Origin of the sequence: Modicisalibacter coralii, assembly GCF_004117855.1 — a bacterium.
In the GTDB taxonomy this organism is placed as follows: Bacteria; Pseudomonadota; Gammaproteobacteria; order Pseudomonadales; family Halomonadaceae; genus Modicisalibacter; species Modicisalibacter coralii.
Genome location: NZ_QWBW01000017.1, coordinates 26,025 through 42,425, shown reverse-complemented (window position 1 = coordinate 42,425; position 16,401 = coordinate 26,025). Strand labels below are relative to the sequence as shown.

Genomic DNA, 16,401 nt, shown 5'->3' with positions numbered 1-16,401 from the left:
ACCCCATGTGGATCAGAGACAAACAGCGCATGCCCACGCCCGAGCAGGCCCTGCCGGGGCGCGATGAGCCAATGTCGATCAGCGGCATTCACGCCGTCAACCGCCGCTCGATGCTACCGCCGTTCCCGGCGGGTCACGAGGAGATCGTACTCGGGCTGGGCTGTTTCTGGGGCGCGGAACAGTTGTTCTGGGAGCTCCCGGGCGTCTACGTCACGGCGGTGGGCTATGCCGGTGGTTATACCCCCAATCCCACCTACGAGGAGACCTGCACCGGCCTCACCGGACACGCCGAGGTGGTGCGCGTGGTGTTCGATCCCGCCGAGATCGGCTTGCCGGAGCTGCTGCAGGTGTTCTGGGAAGCCCACGATCCGACACAGGGGATGCGCCAGGGCAACGATATCGGCAGCCAGTATCGCTCCGCCATTTATACCGTTACCTCCGAACAACAAAAAAAGGCCGAACAGAGCCGAAATTGCTATCAGCAGGCATTGGAAACGGCACACATGGGGGCGGTGACCACGGAAATCGCGCCGCTCGAGGCCTTTTATTACGCCGAGGAATATCATCAGCAGTATCTGGCCAAGAACCCGGGCGGCTACTGTGGCCTCAAGGGCACGGGGGTCAGTTGCCCGATCGGCTGAGACGCGGAAGGTGTCGATCGCCCGGCAGGGCGGTCAGTCGCCTTGCGCCGTGGCACTCAGGGGGCGTGTGACGGTCATCCAGTCGCCGAGCTGACGCGCCACACGCCTGGCCAGCCAGGAGCCGAGGCGCCCGTGTCGTGACTCGACGAACCCCACGTGCCCACCGCGTGGGGCAATCTCGAGGCGGACCGCGTCACCGGGTGCCGGCAGCCGCTCGAACAGTTCCGCCGGCATGAAAGGGTCGTCGGCGGCGTGCAGAACCAGCATCGGCAACTCGATGTCGCGAAGCAACCGGCCCGCCGAGGCACGACGGTAATAGTCGCTGGCCGAGCTGAAACCATGCAGCGGGGCGGTCACCGCGTTGTCGTAGGCCCAGAAGGTATCCAGTTGCGCCAACTGGTGGGCCGACAGGTCGATCGGCAGGGAGCGGTGGCTTTCCAGCTTGTGGGCGATCTTGCGTTTCAGCGACTTCAGCAGATGACGCTGGTAGACCCTGGCGAAACCCCGGTTGAGCGCATCGGCGCTGGCCGCTAGGTCGAGCGGGGCGCCGATGGCGATGGCCCCGGCCAGGTCGAGGCCGTCGCCACCCTGTTCGGCCACCAGCTTGACCAGCATGTTGCCGCCCAGCGATACGCCGGCAGCGACCTTCAAGGCCCGCGGATAGCGTCTAGCCAGCTGGCCGATCAGCCAGTAGGCGTCGGCCGTGTCACCGCTGTGATAGGCGCGTGCCAGGCGATTGGGCCCCTGACCGCAGCCCCGGAAGTGCATCAGCACGGCGCGCCAGCCGAGCCGACTGGCCGTGGCCAGCAGCTCGCGGGCATACGGCGAGTCGAACGACCCCTCGAGACCGTGGAACAGCAGGAAGATCGGCGCCTCGTCCGACAACGGCGCCGGTCGGACCCAGGCCAGTTCGACGAAGTCCCCGTCCGGCAGATTGAGAATCTCGGTGTCGCGTTCCAGGGGGCGCAGGGCCCGCATGAGTGGCAGCAGGGTCTGGACGTGGCGATTGCCCAGCCCCGGTGCGGCCACGAAATCGGCGGGAACGATGGTGCGTGACATGACGGCCTCGGTCTCGGTTCTCTTCCAGCATATCCCGCAGCCGCCATCTGGCAAGCGCGACGTCGGTCAGCGTGGCGACGCCATGCCCCGGGTCAAGTTGTCGGCACCCTGAACGGTGACGACCACGTTGTCCTCGATGCGGATACCGCCGTGCGGCGCCAGGCGTTCGACGACCGGCCAGTCGATGTCCCGGCCGGCCGGCGTCTCGCGAAGCGGATCGAGCAGCAGGGGGATGACGTAGAGTCCCGGCTCGATGGTCACCACCATCCCGGCGTCGAGGCGACGGGTCAGGCGCAGCGCTGGATCGTCGGCCGGCGGGGGCAACGGCCGCCCCCGATCGTCCTGCCGCCCGGCCACGTCGTGCACCTGCAATCCCAGCAGATGGCCGAGCCCGTGCGGGCAGAAGGCCCGGGTGATGCCTCGCTCCACGGCCGAGGCGGGATCGCAGTGGATCACGCCCTGTGCCTGGAGCAGTTCGCCAAGCGCCTGGTGCATGCGCTCGTGCAGCGCGACGAAATCGACCCCGGCGGCGATATCGGCGATCAGCGCCTGCTGGAAGCGCTCGACGCCGTCGATCAGCGCCGCGAAGCGGGCGTCGGCGTCGCGGCCGGCCCAGGTACGGGTGATGTCCGCGCAGTAGCCGGCCACGCGGCGCCCGGCGTCGACCAGCAGGCTGCGCCGGTGAACCGGTGCCTCGAGATCGTAGTGCTGGTAGTGCAGGACCCCGGCATGGCCGTTGAGGCCGACGATGTTCTGGTAGGGCACGTCCGATTCGCGCTGGCGGCTGGCCCCCAGGTAGGCGAGCTGGATATCGAGCTCGGCGGCGCCGGCCTCGAACGCCTCGCGCGCGGCGTGATGGCCGGCCAGCGCCAAGTGGTTGGCCTCGCGCAGCCGCTCGATCTCGTAGTCGCTCTTGCGCACGCGCAGCTCGTCGAGGGCCGCGAGCAGGGCCGGCGGATTGAGCTCGCCGCCGATCGCCTGGGCCAGCGTCGGGTCGATCTCGCCGATCAGGGCGATGCGTCCGCCGCCGGGATGTGGCGGCGTGGCTTCGTCGGTGGCTTCGATCGTGAAGCGCCGTGCCCAGGCGGCATCGGGCAGGCGCGGCGTCAGGTGCCAGAAATCGGCGGGGGCGTGGAAGCGCAGCAGCGGCGTGCGGCCGGGACGGACCAGTAGCCAGCTGTGCTGGGTCCCGGGCAGGGGCACCCAGTGCAGGAAATGCGCGAAGGTCGCGAAGCTGGCCTGCTGGTCGTCGGCGAAATGGGTGTGGGGATGACCGCTGTAGAGCAGCACGCCGTCGTAGCCGTGGGCTTCCAGCAGCGCGGCGTAGGCGGTCTCGAGGGCGTCGAGATGCGTGGCATGGGCGGCCTCGAGGGCGTCATGAGTCATCCTGTGTCTCCTGTAGCTGTCGCCAGAGGGCATCGAGGCCGGGGTGGCGGTTGTGTCGGCTGCGATAGAGCCGGATCTCCAGCGGGATGTCCCACTGATGGGCGCCGGCACGGACCAGTTCGCCGCTTTCCAGAGCGCGGCGGATGGTGCGCAGCGGCAGCCAGCCGAGGCCGTAACCCTGGCTCACCAGCTCCTTGATGTTGGCGGTCTGGACGTTCTCGTTGAGCGTGATCAGATGCGCCGGCTGCGACAGCCTCATCAGGTGCGCCTCGATCACGCTCTTGATCAGCCCCTGCGGGTGGTAGGCGATGAAGGGCAGGGGGTGACGGCGGTGACCCGGCAGGCGAAAGCGCGGCTTGCCGGCGTCGTCGGGGGCGCTCACCGGGATCAGGGTGTCCTCGTCGACCAGGAGGTGGTCGTAACCGCTGGTGTCGAGCTCCAGGGCGACATGCTGACGCGGCCAGTAGCAGAAGGCGAGGTCGCACTCGTCGCGATCCAGGGCCTCGAAGTAGTCGGCGAGCAACCAGCTGGTGGCGCGCAGATAGGGCTCCACCTGGTGGGTGAGCTGGTGGCGGGCCAGCCAGTCGGGCAGCAGATAGGAAAGCACGCTCTGCGGCGCCGCCACCACGATCCGCCGGGCCTGATCGTTGTCGAGCTGTCGGATACGCTCACGGGTCAGACGCACGCGTTCGGTGATCTGTTCGCACAGGCGCAGGAATTCCTCGCCGGCCGGCGTCAGCGACAGCGGCAGGGTCTGACGATTGACGAGCGTGGTGCCCATCTCCTCCTCGAGGAGCTTGATACGGCGTGAAAAGGTCGGCTGTGTGACGTTCTGCGCTTCGGCGGCACGCGAGAAATGGCGTGTCCGCGCCAGCGTGATGAAGTCTTCCAGCCAGCGAATCTCCATCGGATACCTCGTTTGCGGCGACGCCTGACGAAAGACAAGAGCGGGCGTGTGTCGTGTTCACGGCGCTGGCGGACCCCGGAAACCATTCCGGGGCCGGCGGGACATTGTGACATGACACTGCGATCGGCCTATAGCGAGGATTGCCTAGATCCGCCCCTCCTCGACGGCATGGCAGGCAACCTGGGTGCCCTGGGCATCGATCAGTTGCGGTACTTCGCGTCGGCAGCGTTCGTTGGCGTGGGGACAGCGGCCGTGGAAGACGCAGCCCGATGGCAGGTTGACCGGCGTCGGTACTTCACCGGACAGCCGGATGTAGTCGGGACGGTCGTCCTCGAGGCGCGGAATCGCCGAGAGCAGGGCCTGGGTATAGGGGTGGCGGGGCGTCGCGAACAGCGCGCGGGTTTCGGCGACCTCGCAGACCCGACCCAGGTACATCACCACCACCCGGGTGCCGAAGTGTTCGACCACCGACAGATCGTGGGTGATGAACAGGTAGGTGAGATGGTGGGTTTCCTGGGCGTCCATCAACAGGTTGAGCACCTGCGCCTGGATCGATACGTCGAGTGCCGAGATCGGCTCGTCGGCGACGATGAACTCGGGATCGACGGCCAGGGCGCGGGCGATGGCGATGCGTTGGCGCTGGCCCCCGGAGAATTCGTGGCCGAAGCGCTTGCCCCATTCGGGATCGATACCCACCGAATCCATGACTTCAGCGACCTTGTCGCGAATCTGCGGCGCCTTCCAGTCCGGATGATGGAAGCGCAGCGGTTCCTCGAGGGTCTGCTGGATGGTCATGCGCGGATTCAGCGAGGCATACGGATTCTGGAAGATCATCTGCATGCGCCGCCGGTAGGGCAAGAGCTGACGCGGCGAGAGGTTGTCGATACGTTCGCCGTCGTAGCGGATCTCGCCGCCGGTGGGGTGCAGAAGCCCCATCACCATGCGTGCCACGGTCGACTTGCCGCAGCCGGACTCGCCCACCACGCACAGCGATTCGCCGCGTCTGACGTCGATGTCGACGCCGTTGATGGCGTGGACGAACTCCTGGCGGCGCACCAGCTTGCCACCCTTGAAGCGCAGTTGCTCGAGGAAGTCCCCGGACAGCGGGAAGTGTTTCTCGAGGTTACGGATCTCGACGAGTGTGTCGCCCGCCTGCGCCGTGGTGGCCGGCGACGCGTTCTGGGCCATCACCTGGGTCATGGGGCCTCCTGGAATTTGACGGGGTCGCCGGCGTTCGCGTCGCTGTCGACCAGGTCGCGGACCATGTGACAGGCGACATCGCAGTTGCCCGAGCGCACGAAGCCCGGAATCACTTCCCGGCAATCGCGACGCGGCGAGCCGTCGTCGTTGAACGCGAAGCTGCAGCGGGGGTGGAAGGCACAGCCCGGCGGAATCTTGGCCAGCGTGGGCATCGCCCCGGGGATCTGGTTGAGCCGACTGCCCGGCGTGGCCATCTGCGGCAGGGCGTTGATCAGCCCCTGGGTGTAGGGGTGCTGGGCGTCGTTGATGATCTCGCGGGTCGGGCCCTGTTCGATCACCCGGCCGGCATACATCACCAGGGTGCGCTGGGTGACCTGGCTGACCACCCCCAGGTCGTGGGTGATCAGGATCAGCGCCACGTTGTGCTTTTCGCACAGTTCGAGCAGCAGCGACATGATCTCCGCCTGGATGGTCACGTCCAGCGCGGTGGTCGGCTCGTCGGCGACGATGATGTCCGGGTCGAGCAACAGCGCGATGGCGATGATGATGCGCTGACGCATGCCGCCGGAGAGTTCGTGCGGGTACTGGTCGAGGCGCTTCTCCGGCGAGGGGATGTGGACCTGGCGCAGCTTGTTGAGGGCGATCTCGCGGGCCGCCCGGGTGCGGATGCGCCGGTGCGCCTTGAGACACTCGACCATCTGCTCGCCGATGGTGAGCACCGGATTGAGCGTCATCATCGGGTCCTGGAAGATCATCGAGATCTTGTTGCCGCGGATCTGCTGCAACTGGCGCGGCTTCATCCCGGTCAGTTCGCGATCGTCGAAGCGGATGCTGCCGCCGGCGATGTACCCGGGCTTGGCGATCAGGTTGAGGATGGTGAAGGCGGCCACCGACTTGCCGGCGCCGGACTCGCCGACAATGCCCAGCCGCTCGCCGCGATCCAGGGTGAAACTGACGTCGCGCAGCGCCTTGACCTCGCCCTGACGCAGGGCGAAGCGCACGTCCAGATTGGAGACTTCGAGTAATGCCATGACGTCAGCCCTTGTAGAGTCGCGGATTCATCACGTCGCGCAGCCAGTCGCCGAGCAGGTTGATGACCAGCACCAGCACGACCAGCACGGCGCCGGGGATCAGGGTGATCCACCAGGAACCCGACTGCAGGTAGTCGAAGCCCGACTTGATCAGCGAGCCCAGCGACGGCTGGGTCTCGGGCATGCCCAGGCCGAGGAACGACAGCGCGGCCTCGGAGATGATGGCGTTGGCGATCTGCACGGTGGAGATCACGAAGATCGGCGACAGGGTGTTGGGCAGGATGTGACGGAACATGATCCGCTTGGCGCGAAAGCCCATCACCCGGGCGGCATCGACGTACTCCTTGCTGCGTTCGGCGAGCACCGAGGCGCGCACGGTGCGCGCGTACTGCGGCCATTCGGCGAGGCCGATGATCAGCACCAGGATGATCACCGCGTACTCGCTGTAGATGGCGCCGCCGAAGGTGGCCTTGATCACCGCACCGACGATGATCGCCACCATCAGCGTGGAGAACGACAGCTGGATGTCGGCCAGACGCATCAGGAAGGCATCCACGCGCCCGCCCAGGTAGCCGGCGAGCAGGCCGAAGGTGACGCCCAGCAGGGCCTGGAGGATCACCGCGCCGAAGCCGATGATCAGCGACACGCGGGCGCCATAGAGGATCGTCGACAGCAGGTCGCGGCCCTGGGCATCGGTGCCCAGCACGTACTGCGGGTCGCTGCCGTCGATCCAGAAGGGCGGCAGCTCGGAGCTGAGGATGTCGATCTGCGCCAGGTCGTAGGGGTTCATCGGTGACAACCAGGGCGCCAGCACGGCGGCGGCGACCATGGCGACGAACACCAGTAGACAGACCTGGGCGATCCAGTCGCGCTTGAAGCTGTAGACCAGATAGGAATGGCGGAAGCGGGCCCAGCGCGAGGGGACCGAAGCAGCTTGGGTCGGGGTCGTCATGCGGGCTTACCTGTGAGCTTCACGGTGGGGTTGACCAGTCCGTAGATCAGGTCGACCAGCGTATTGGTGATCACGAAGATCAGGCCGACCACCATCAGGTAGGTGATGATCAGCGGAATGTCGGAGCGTTGGATGGCATCCAGGAACATCAGCCCCACGCCGGGCCACTGGAACACCGTCTCGGTGAGAATGGTGTAGGCGACCAGGGTGCCGATCTGTACCCCGCCGACGGTGATCACCGGCAGCATGGTGTTCTTCAGGGCATGCAGGAAGTAGATGCGGCGCATGCTGATGCCCTTGGCCTTGGCGAACTTGACGTACTCGGACTGCAGGACTTCCATCATTTCGGCGCGTATCAGGCGGATGAACAGCGGCAGCATGATCGAGGCCAGGGAGATCGCCGGCAGCACCAGGTAGGTGAGTCCCTCGAGGGAGGCGAAGTTGGTGCTCCAGGTGCCGATGACATGGGTCACGTCACCGCGGCCGTAGGCCGGCATGCCGCCGTCGGTCGAAAGCAGGTCGTTGAGCCAGGCGCCCCAGCCGGTATCGGCGGGGAACAGCGAGACATGCACGCCGATGGCGAAGATCTGAATGAGCACGATGGCGGTGAGGAACACCGGGATCGAGATGCCGACGATCGACACCCCCATGAACAGTCGGGAGAGCGGCGAACGGGGGCGGATGGCGCTGTACACGCCGATCGGCACCGACAGCAGGATGATCAGCACGGTGGTCGCGAAAACCAGCTCCAGGGTGGCGGGCAGGTGGCGCAATACCACATCGGTGGTCGGCTCGTTGTAGAAATAGGAGTAGCCGAAGTCGAAGTGCAGGGCGTTCTTGGCGAAGCGCAGGTACTGGACCAGGAAGGGGTCGTTGAGACCCAGTTCCTCGCGCAACTCGGCACGCTGGCTTTCGGGGACCGACTGACCGACCATCTGCTGGATGGGGTCGCCGAGGTTGTCCTGGATCGCGAAGCTGATCACGCTGATGACGAACATCACCAGGAAGGCGTGAAACAGGCGCTTGATCAGAAAGGCAATCATGGATTGCAGGTCCTGTCTGGAAACGAAAGACGCCGGCGACACCCCTTGCGAGGCATCGAAGCGCTTTCCTTGGCTTGAGGTCTCTGGCGTGATGCCGTTCGCCGGAAACACCGGCGAACGGCCGTGGCGACGTCAGTCCTGCTCGACGACCACGTCTCCCAGGTAGGGGAAGTTCATGACGTTGAGCACCGGCTCGATCTGCACCTCGTTCTTCGCCGCCCAGGCAAGATCCTGCCAGTGCAGCGGAATGAAGGCCGCGTCATCGTAGAGGCCCTTTTCCACCGCCTGCAGCATCTTCGCGCGCTTGTCCCGGTCGGTCTCCAGGTTGGCCTTGGCGACCAGCTCGTCGAGTTCCGGGTTGCAGTAGTTGCCGCTGTTGTACTGGCCGGCACCGGTGTCCGGGTCGGGGCATTCGGTCAGGTACTGGAAGAAGTTCGCCGAATCCTCGGTGTCGGCGTGCCAGCCGATCATCATCACGTCGGCCGCACGGTCGTCGAATTCGCCCCAGTACTGGGCCTTGGGCAGCGTCTTGAGATCCACCGTGACGTTGATGCGCGCCAGCATGGCGGCCACCGCCTGGGCGATCTGGGCATCATTCACGTAGCGGTTGTTGGGTGCCAGCATGGTGATGCTGAAGCCGTCGGCGTAACCGGCCTCCTTCATCAGCTGCTTGGCTTTCTCGAGGTCGTAGCGCGGCTCGAGATCCGGGTCATGACCGGCGTAGCCCTTGGGCGAGAGCTGCGCGGCCGGTGTCGCGAAGCCCTTCATCAGGCGATCGGCGATGGCTTCCTGATTGATGGCGTAGTTGAACGCCTGGCGCACGCGGGCATCCTTGAAGGCGTCGACGCGCTTTTGGTTCATCTGCAGGGTGATGATGCGGGTGCCGGACATGGTCACCAGCTTGACGTTCTTGTCGGCCTTGACGCGCTGCAGGTCGTTGGGCGGGACCGGGGCGATGAAGTCGACGTCGCCGGAGAGCAGTGCCGCCACGCGGGTGGCGTTCTCGCTGATCGGCGTCAGCACGATGTGATCGACGTTGCCCGGGGAATCCTTGTCCCAGTAGTTCTCGTTGCGTTCGAACTCGACCTTGACACCCTGCTGACGCTCGGTGACCCGGTATGGCCCGGTGCCGGAGATGTTGCGCGAGGCGAAGGAGTTGCCGTTCTTGACGATGGCGTCCTTGGGCTTGCCGTTGGCATCGGTACCGGAATAGAACTCGCTGTCCATCGGGAAGATGTAGGTGGCGAGGTTGAGCAGCAGCGGATAGGGCTTCTTGGTCTTGAACTCCACCGTGTGGTCGTCGACGGCGGTGATGCTGGCGATGGGGTCGAAGATCGCCTTGAAGTCGGGGCTGCGCTTGAGACGCTCGACGGTCCAGACGACGTCCTTGGCGGTGAAGGGGTTGCCGCTGTGGAAGGTGACGCCTTCACGCAGATGCATGCGCATGGTGGTGTCGTCGACCTGTTCCCAGTCCGTCGCCAGGCGTGGTTCGAAGGTCAGGTCCTGCGTCCAGCGTACCAGGGGGTCGAAGGTCAGGTGAGAGAGCTGCAGCATGCCGCCGGACAGCTGCTCGTGGATGTCCAGGGACACCGGATCGGCGTCATAGGCGACGCGCAGGATGACGTCTTTACCGTCACCGTTGACGTCCTGGGCGAGGGCCGCCATCGGCAGACAGAGTGAAGCGCCTACCAGAGAGGCCAGCAGCGTTTTCTTGAATGTCATGTCATAACCTGAAGGTTGATTGTTCGTTGTATGACCCTTGGGTCCCATGACCACCATAGTGAGCCCCCGACAGGCGGACAATCGAAAAACTGACTGGGGTCATGCGCCCGGCGTATCGGCCGGCTGGTGGGGCGGTGTCCGGCGAGCCTTCGGAAGGGCAGCGGGAAAACGTCGCAAAAGTGCGGGGAGTGGCGTCATCGCCGCGATGGCCATGACGCCGCCGGCGGTCAATCGTCGCCGGGAATCGGCTCGACGCGGTCGACGCGATAGAGCTGCGAGACCTGTTCGAGCCCCTCGACCGAGCAGTCGAGGTCGTTGACGCGACCGTCATTGAGCCCGTAGACCCAGCCGTGAACGGCCAGCGGCTGCTTGCGCAGCCAGGCGCGCTGGATGATCTTGGTCTGGCAGAGATTGGCGACCTGGGCCTTGACGTTGAGTTCGCACATGCGGTCGACCTGCTCCTCGAGCGGCAGCTGCTGCAGGTCCTGGCGATGGCGGCTGTACTGCTCGCGAATCGAGTGCAGCCAGTAGTCGACGATGCCGAACTCGCCGCCGGTGATCGCCGCCTTGACCCCGCCACACCCGTAGTGGCCGACGATCATGATGTGCTTGACCTTGAGCACGTCGACGGCGAACTGCACCACCGACAGGGCGTTCATGTCGCTGTGATTGAGGATGTTGCCGACGTTGCGGTGGACGAAGACCTCGCCGGGGGGCAGGTCGACGATCTGGTTGGCGGGCACGCGACTGTCGGAGCAGCCGATCCACAAATAGTCCGGATTCTGCTGTTGCGACAGGCGGGCGAAGAAATCCGGGTCCTGCCGACGGACGCTCTCGGCCCAGTCACGGTTGCGTTCCAGCAGACGCTGCATTTCTTTTTTCATGGAAAAGGACTCCTTGTGGTCGGGCCGCGCGGCGGCTTGCATTCTTTATCAACGGTATAGAGAGGGTCAATGGCCCGGGCCTCCCGGGCGGACGGCACGGCTGTTATCATCGCCGCCAACAGTAGACAGGAGAGAGCAACGTGGCTGAGTTCGATTACGATCTGTTCGTCATCGGCGCCGGCTCCGGTGGCGTGCGTGCCGCACGTACCGCGGCGGCGACCGGGGCTCGCGTCGCCATCGCCGAGGATCGCTACCTGGGTGGCACCTGCGTCAACGTCGGATGCGTGCCCAAGAAGCTGTATTCCTACGCGGCACATTTTCATGAAGCCTTCGAGGACAGTGCCGGATTCGGTTGGCAGCTTGCCGAGGCGCCGCGCTTCGACTGGGCGACGCTGCGTGACAACAAGATTGCCGAGATCAAGCGACTCAACGGCATCTACGGGCGCCTGCTCGACAATGCCGACGTGCGCCTGATCAACGGCCGGGCCCGGGTCGTCGACGCCCACACCGTCGAGGTCGACGGCGAATCGATCAGCGCCGAGAAGATCCTCGTCGCCGTGGGCGGCTGGCCCTGGGTGCCCGACTTTCCGGGTCGGGAGCACGTGCTCGACTCCAACCGCGTCTTCGATCTCGACGAATTCCCCAAGCGCTTCCTGGTGCTGGGCGGCGGCTACATCGCCGTCGAGTTCGCCAGCATCTTCAACGGCCTGGGCAGCGATGCCCATCTCGTCTACCGCGGCGAGCTGTTCCTGCGCGGCTTCGATCACGAGGTGCGCGAGTTCACCCGCGACGAGATGGCCAAGAAGGGCGTCAATCTGCATTTCGAGACCACCATCGAGGGCATCGAGAAGCGTGACGACGGCCTCGCGGTCACCCTGACCAACGGCGAGACGCTGGTCGTCGATACGGTCCTGGCCGCCACCGGGCGCCGGCCCAACCTCCGTGGCCTGGGGCTGGACCAGCTCGACATCGCGCTCAATCCCGACGGCACCATCAAGGTCAACGACCGCTACGAGACGTCGGTTCCCTCGATCCTGGCGCTCGGTGACGTGACCGGCGGCCCCGAACTGACCCCGGTGGCCCTGGCCGAGGCCATGCACATGGTCCAGCATCACTTCACCGCCAACCCGCCGGGGCCGCTGGACTATCGCAACATCGCCACCGCGGTGTTCTGTCACCCCAACATCGGTACCGTGGGGCTCTCCGAGGAGGCGGCGCGCGCCGAATACGAGGCCGTGAGCATCTATACCGCGGACTTCCGGCCCATGAAACATACCCTGTCGGGCAGCGACGAACGCTGTCTGATGAAGCTGGTGGTGGACGAGGCGAGCGATCGGGTGCTCGGCGCCCACATGGTCGGCGAGGAAGCCGGCGAGGTGATCCAGGGCATCGCCATCGCCGTGCGTGCCGGTCTGACCAAGAGCGACTTCGATGCCACCGTGGGCATCCACCCCACCGGGGCCGAGGAATTCGTCACCATGCGCACGCCGACGCGTCGCTGATACCCCGTCTCACGAGGCCGCCTCCGGGCGGCCTCATCGTTTCCGGGCGTGTCGCCCGCCTCCCCGCGGCATCCGCTCGTTCTCGCGGAATCTCCGCTTCTCGATCTCCGGCCTCGCCGTGACCGCCAGCCTTGCCTAGACTGATTGACGACCCGGGCCCGGAGCGCACCGGTCGGCGATCGGTATGGCCGTGTCACGGGCTCGACACAGTCGCCGTGCATAAAAGGGCGGTGAGCTTCTGCCAGTGTCATCGACGGTAGGCGTCTTGCGGCTTACATAACCCGCCTTTATGGACATTGCCTCCCGGCATAACCATATTTTTGATTTATCGCTAAGCGCCTGTTAAGGTTGAATTCAAACTCGCAATGGCGAATCGATCCCATGACCATGACAACGCAATCCTTCACTCCGTCGGCGGAACTGGCCAAGCCCAGCGTCGCGGATGCCGTGGTCGGGCGTCAGCACGCCCCGTTGTTCATTCGCAAGCCGACCACCGATGACGGTTGGGGCATCTACGAACTCGTCAAGTCCTGCCCGCCGCTCGACGTCAATTCCGCCTACGCCTATCTGCTCCTGGCCACGCAGTTCCGTGACAGCTGTGCCGTCGCCACGGACGAGGAGGGGGACATCGTCGGCTTCGTGTCCGGTTACCCCAAGCGCAACTCCCCGGAAACCTACTTCCTCTGGCAGGTCGCCGTGGGCGACAAGGCACGTGGCACCGGGCTCGCCCGGCGTCTGGTCGAGGCCGTCATGCGGCGCCCCGAACTGGCCCACGTTCGTCATCTGGAAACTACCATCACGCCGGACAATCAGGCGTCCTGGGGGTTGTTCAAGCGCCTCGCCGACCGCTGGCAGGCCCCGCTGAACAGTCGCGAATACTTCTCCACCGACCAGTTGGGCGGGGAGCACGATCCCGAAAACTTGGTGCGGATCGGCCCGTTCGATCCCGAACGCATCTGACCGCGCAACGCGTCATCATCGTCACACGCTTTTAATCAGTCACTTGTCATCGACCCGGAGGTCGTTCAATGCAGACACAGATTCTCGAGCGCATGGAATCCGAAGTCCGGACCTATTCGCGTTCCTTTCCGGTCGTCTTCACCCAGGCGCGCAATGCCCGCCTGACCGACGAGACCGGTCGCGAATACATCGACTTCCTGGCCGGCGCCGGGACCCTCAACTATGGGCACAACAACCCGCACATCAAGCAGGCGCTGGTCGATTACCTGGCCAGCGACGGCATCGTCCACGGCCTGGACTTCTGGACCGCCGCCAAGCGCGAGTATCTGGAAACCCTCGAGGAAGTGATCCTCAAGCCGCGCGGCCTGGACTACAAGGTCCACCTGCCGGGCCCGACCGGGACCAACGCCGTCGAGGCGGCGATCCGCCTGGCCCGTGTCGCCAAGGGGCGGCACAACATCGTCACCTTCACCAACGGTTTCCATGGCGTGACCATGGGCGCGCTGGCCACCACCGGCAACCGCAAGTTCCGTGAAGCGACCGGTGGCATCCCCACCCAGGGTGCCGCGTTCATGCCCTACGACGGTTACATGGGCGATGCCGTCGACACCCTGGATTACTTCGAGAAGCTGCTCGGCGACAAGTCCGGCGGGTTGGACGTGCCGGCCGCGGTGATCGTCGAGACGGTCCAGGGCGAGGGCGGCATCAACGTCTCCGGCCTCGACTGGCTCAAGCGCCTCGAATCGATCTGCCGCGCCCACGACATCCTGCTGATCGTCGACGACATCCAGGCGGGCTGCGGACGTACCGGCAAGTTCTTCAGCTTCGAGCATGCCGGCGTGACCCCGGACATCGTCACCAACTCCAAGTCGCTGTCCGGTTTCGGGCTGCCGTTCGCCCACGTGCTGATGCGCCCCGAGCTCGACAAGTGGAAACCGGGCCAGTACAACGGCACCTTCCGCGGCTTCAACCTGGCCTTCGTCACCGCCGCCGCCGCGATGCGCAAGTACTGGAGCGACGACACCCTCGAGCGTGACGTGCAGCGCAAGGGTCGCGTGGTCGAGGATCGCTTCCAGAAGATCGCCGCCTGGCTCACCGAGAACGGCTTCCCGGCCTCCGAGCGTGGCCGCGGCCTGATGCGCGGCATCGACGTGGCCAGCGGCGATATCGCCGACAAGATCACCCACAAGGCCTTCGAGAAGGGGCTGATCATCGAGACCAGCGGCCAGGACGGCGAAGTCGTCAAGTGCCTCTGCCCCTTGACCATCTCCGACGAAGACCTGATCGAAGGGCTGGATATTCTCGAGGCGAGCGCCAAGGAAGCTCTGGCCTGACCGAGGCCGGCAAAGCCCGGTGGAGCGTGCCCGGATCGAGGATGGCGCGCTCCTTCACGAACTAGAAAAGGAAAACGGCTATGATCGTTCGCAATCTCGAAGAAGCTCGCCAGACCGACCGTCTGGTCACGGCCGCGAATGGCAACTGGGACAGCACCCGCCTCTCGCTGGCCGACGATGGCGGCAACTGCTCGTTCCACATCACGCGTATCTTCGGCGGTACCGAAACGCACATCCATTACAAGCACCACTTCGAGGCGGTCTACTGCATCGAAGGCAAGGGCGAGGTGGAAACCCTGGCCGATGGCAAGATCTGGCCCATCGGCCCGGGCGACATCTACATCCTCGACCAGCATGACGACCACATGCTGCGTGCCTCCGAGACCCTGGTGCTGGCCTGTGTCTTCACGCCGGGTCTGACCGGCAAGGAAGACCATCGTCCCGATGGTTCCTACGCGCCCGCCGAAGAGCTCTAAGCGCTCGCCGACGCAAGACCGCGCAAAAAAACGACGCCCCCGCCCATGGCGGGGGCGTCTTGCGTTGTGTGCTCGGCATCGACCGGCCGGCGTAGATCGGTAGCCCGGTAATGATTGGCAATACCTCGGCAGGGTTTCTACAGTCAGTAGTCGTCGCAAGGTCGCACGGAGCGCGGCCGGGACAGGGAACTCACTGAATCCGCGGAGGGACGTCATGCCGAGGAAGCGAGTCAGACTGGAACACGCCGTCGAGTATCTCTCGATACTCGACGAGAAGGGCCGGGTCGATGAAAAGCTCGAGCCGGACATCGGCAAGGACACCTTGCTCGACATCCATCGCACGATGCTGCTCAGCCGACGCCTCGACGAACGGATGCTCACCCTGCAGCGCCAGGGGCGGATCGGCACCTTCGCCCCGGCCAAGGGCCAGGAGGCGTCCCAGGTCCCGGCCATGGCGGCACTCGGCGACGATGACTGGTTCGTTCCGGCCTTCCGGGAAACGTCGGCCATGCTCTGGCGTGGCGTTCCGCCGGAAAACCTGCTGCTCTACAACGCCGGCTACAGCGAAGGCGGCGCCATCGAGCAGGGCAGCCACGATCTGCCCATCTCCATCCCCGTGGCCTCCCAGATCCCCCATGCGGTGGGGATCGGCTACGCCTCCGGTCTGCGCGAGCTCGATGAAGTCACCATCACCTTCTTCGGCGACGGCGCCACGTCCGAGGGTGACTTCCACGAGGCGCTGAACGTCGCCAGCGTGTTCAAGACCCCGGTGATCTTCCTGTGCCAGAACAACCACTGGGCGATCTCGATGCCGCGCGGGCGCCAGAGCGAGTCCAAGACCCTGGCCCAGAAGGGGCTGGCCTACGCGATCCCCTCGCTGCAGGTCGACGGCAACGACGTGCTGGCCGTGTATGCCGCCGTCCAGGAGGCCGCCAAGCGTGCCCGGGACGGTGAGGGTCCGACCCTCATCGAATGCGTCACCTATCGGCTGACGGTACATACCACCGCGGACGATCCCGGCAAGTATCGCGACGAGGAAGAGGTCGAGAAGTGGCAGGGGCGTGAGCCGATCGCCCGTCTGCAGAGCTATCTCAAGAAGAAGCGCTGGCTCAGCGACAAGCAGATCGACAAGCTCGAGAAGACGATCGAGGAGCAGGTCGACGAGGCCTGGAAGGCGGCCCACGAACGCATCGAATCGCTGAACGATCCGCAGGTGATCTTCGATCACATCCATGCAGACACCCCCGAGTATCTCGAATCGCAACGGCAATCGTTCGCCGATCGACTCAAGGAAGGAGAGTGAC

General features: G+C 65.2%; 15 protein-coding genes. 6 read left to right on the top strand and 9 right to left on the bottom strand.

The genetic code is table 11. The features are described from left to right. Positions 1-5 precede the first annotated feature (5 nt). Positions 6-641 (top strand): peptide-methionine (S)-S-oxide reductase MsrA, encoded by a 636-nt coding sequence (gene msrA, locus D0901_RS10880; RefSeq protein ID WP_129140329.1) that lies wholly within the window; start codon positions 6-8, stop codon positions 639-641. Positions 642-674: 33 nt separating this feature from the next. Here the strand turns inward: msrA and D0901_RS10875 are convergent, their stop codons facing one another. From D0901_RS10875 to can, 9 genes are all read right to left on the bottom strand, one after another. Continuing rightward, a complete protein-coding gene (locus D0901_RS10875) occupies positions 675-1,700 on the bottom strand; it encodes a hydrolase (RefSeq protein ID WP_129140328.1) in 1,026 nt (341 codons plus the stop codon). 66 nt (positions 1,701-1,766) lie between these two features. Beyond that, positions 1,767-3,086: a Xaa-Pro dipeptidase gene (pepQ, locus tag D0901_RS10870; protein WP_129140327.1), complete on the bottom strand. Its 1,320-nt coding sequence runs from the start codon at positions 3,084-3,086 to the stop codon at positions 1,767-1,769. Continuing rightward, entirely contained in the window at positions 3,076-3,993 is a 918-nt protein-coding gene (locus tag D0901_RS10865; RefSeq protein ID WP_129140326.1) for a LysR family transcriptional regulator, read from the bottom strand. Before D0901_RS10865 ends, pepQ begins: the two co-directional genes overlap by 11 nt. A 144-nt stretch (positions 3,994-4,137) precedes the next feature. Next, a complete protein-coding gene (locus D0901_RS10860) occupies positions 4,138-5,193 on the bottom strand; it encodes an ABC transporter ATP-binding protein (RefSeq protein ID WP_224417032.1) in 1,056 nt (351 codons plus the stop codon). Then, a complete protein-coding gene (locus D0901_RS10855; protein WP_129140325.1) occupies positions 5,190-6,224 on the bottom strand; it encodes an ABC transporter ATP-binding protein in 1,035 nt (344 codons plus the stop codon). The genes D0901_RS10860 and D0901_RS10855 overlap by 4 nt, the downstream gene beginning before the upstream one ends. A 4-nt stretch (positions 6,225-6,228) precedes the next feature. Beyond that, on the bottom strand, positions 6,229-7,176 hold the full coding sequence (locus D0901_RS10850) for an ABC transporter permease (protein ID WP_129140324.1): 948 nt from the start codon (positions 7,174-7,176) through the stop codon (positions 6,229-6,231). Continuing rightward, positions 7,173-8,219, bottom strand: coding sequence for an ABC transporter permease (locus D0901_RS10845; protein WP_129140323.1), 1,047 nt, complete (start codon positions 8,217-8,219; stop codon positions 7,173-7,175). Before D0901_RS10845 ends, D0901_RS10850 begins: the two co-directional genes overlap by 4 nt. Positions 8,220-8,351: 132 nt before the next feature. Beyond that, a complete protein-coding gene (locus tag D0901_RS10840; RefSeq protein WP_129140322.1) occupies positions 8,352-9,941 on the bottom strand; it encodes an ABC transporter substrate-binding protein in 1,590 nt (529 codons plus the stop codon). Between the two features lie 227 nt (positions 9,942-10,168). After that, positions 10,169-10,825 carry a carbonate dehydratase gene (gene can / locus D0901_RS10835; RefSeq protein WP_129140321.1) on the bottom strand — a complete coding sequence of 219 codons (657 nt, stop codon included), beginning with the start codon at positions 10,823-10,825 and terminating at the stop codon, positions 10,169-10,171. A gap of 140 nt (positions 10,826-10,965) precedes the next feature. Between can and gorA the strand changes: the two genes are divergently transcribed. From gorA to pdhA, 5 genes are all read left to right on the top strand, one after another. After that, the gene (gorA, locus tag D0901_RS10830; RefSeq protein WP_129140320.1) at positions 10,966-12,327 is read left to right on the top strand and encodes a glutathione-disulfide reductase; all 1,362 of its coding nucleotides are present in this window, start codon (positions 10,966-10,968) and stop codon (positions 12,325-12,327) included. 381 nt (positions 12,328-12,708) lie between these two features. Then, the gene (gene ectA / locus D0901_RS10825; RefSeq protein ID WP_129140319.1) at positions 12,709-13,287 is read left to right on the top strand and encodes a diaminobutyrate acetyltransferase; all 579 of its coding nucleotides are present in this window, start codon (positions 12,709-12,711) and stop codon (positions 13,285-13,287) included. 68 nt (positions 13,288-13,355) lie between these two features. Then, entirely contained in the window at positions 13,356-14,621 is a 1,266-nt protein-coding gene (gene ectB / locus D0901_RS10820) for a diaminobutyrate--2-oxoglutarate transaminase (RefSeq protein WP_129140318.1), read from the top strand. Positions 14,622-14,701: 80 nt separating this feature from the next. Beyond that, positions 14,702-15,097, top strand: coding sequence for an ectoine synthase (locus D0901_RS10815; RefSeq protein ID WP_129140317.1), 396 nt, complete (start codon positions 14,702-14,704; stop codon positions 15,095-15,097). Positions 15,098-15,311: 214 nt separating this feature from the next. Continuing rightward, on the top strand, positions 15,312-16,400 hold the full coding sequence (gene pdhA / locus D0901_RS21110; protein WP_203234854.1) for a pyruvate dehydrogenase (acetyl-transferring) E1 component subunit alpha: 1,089 nt from the start codon (positions 15,312-15,314) through the stop codon (positions 16,398-16,400). Position 16,401: the final 1 nt, after the last annotated feature.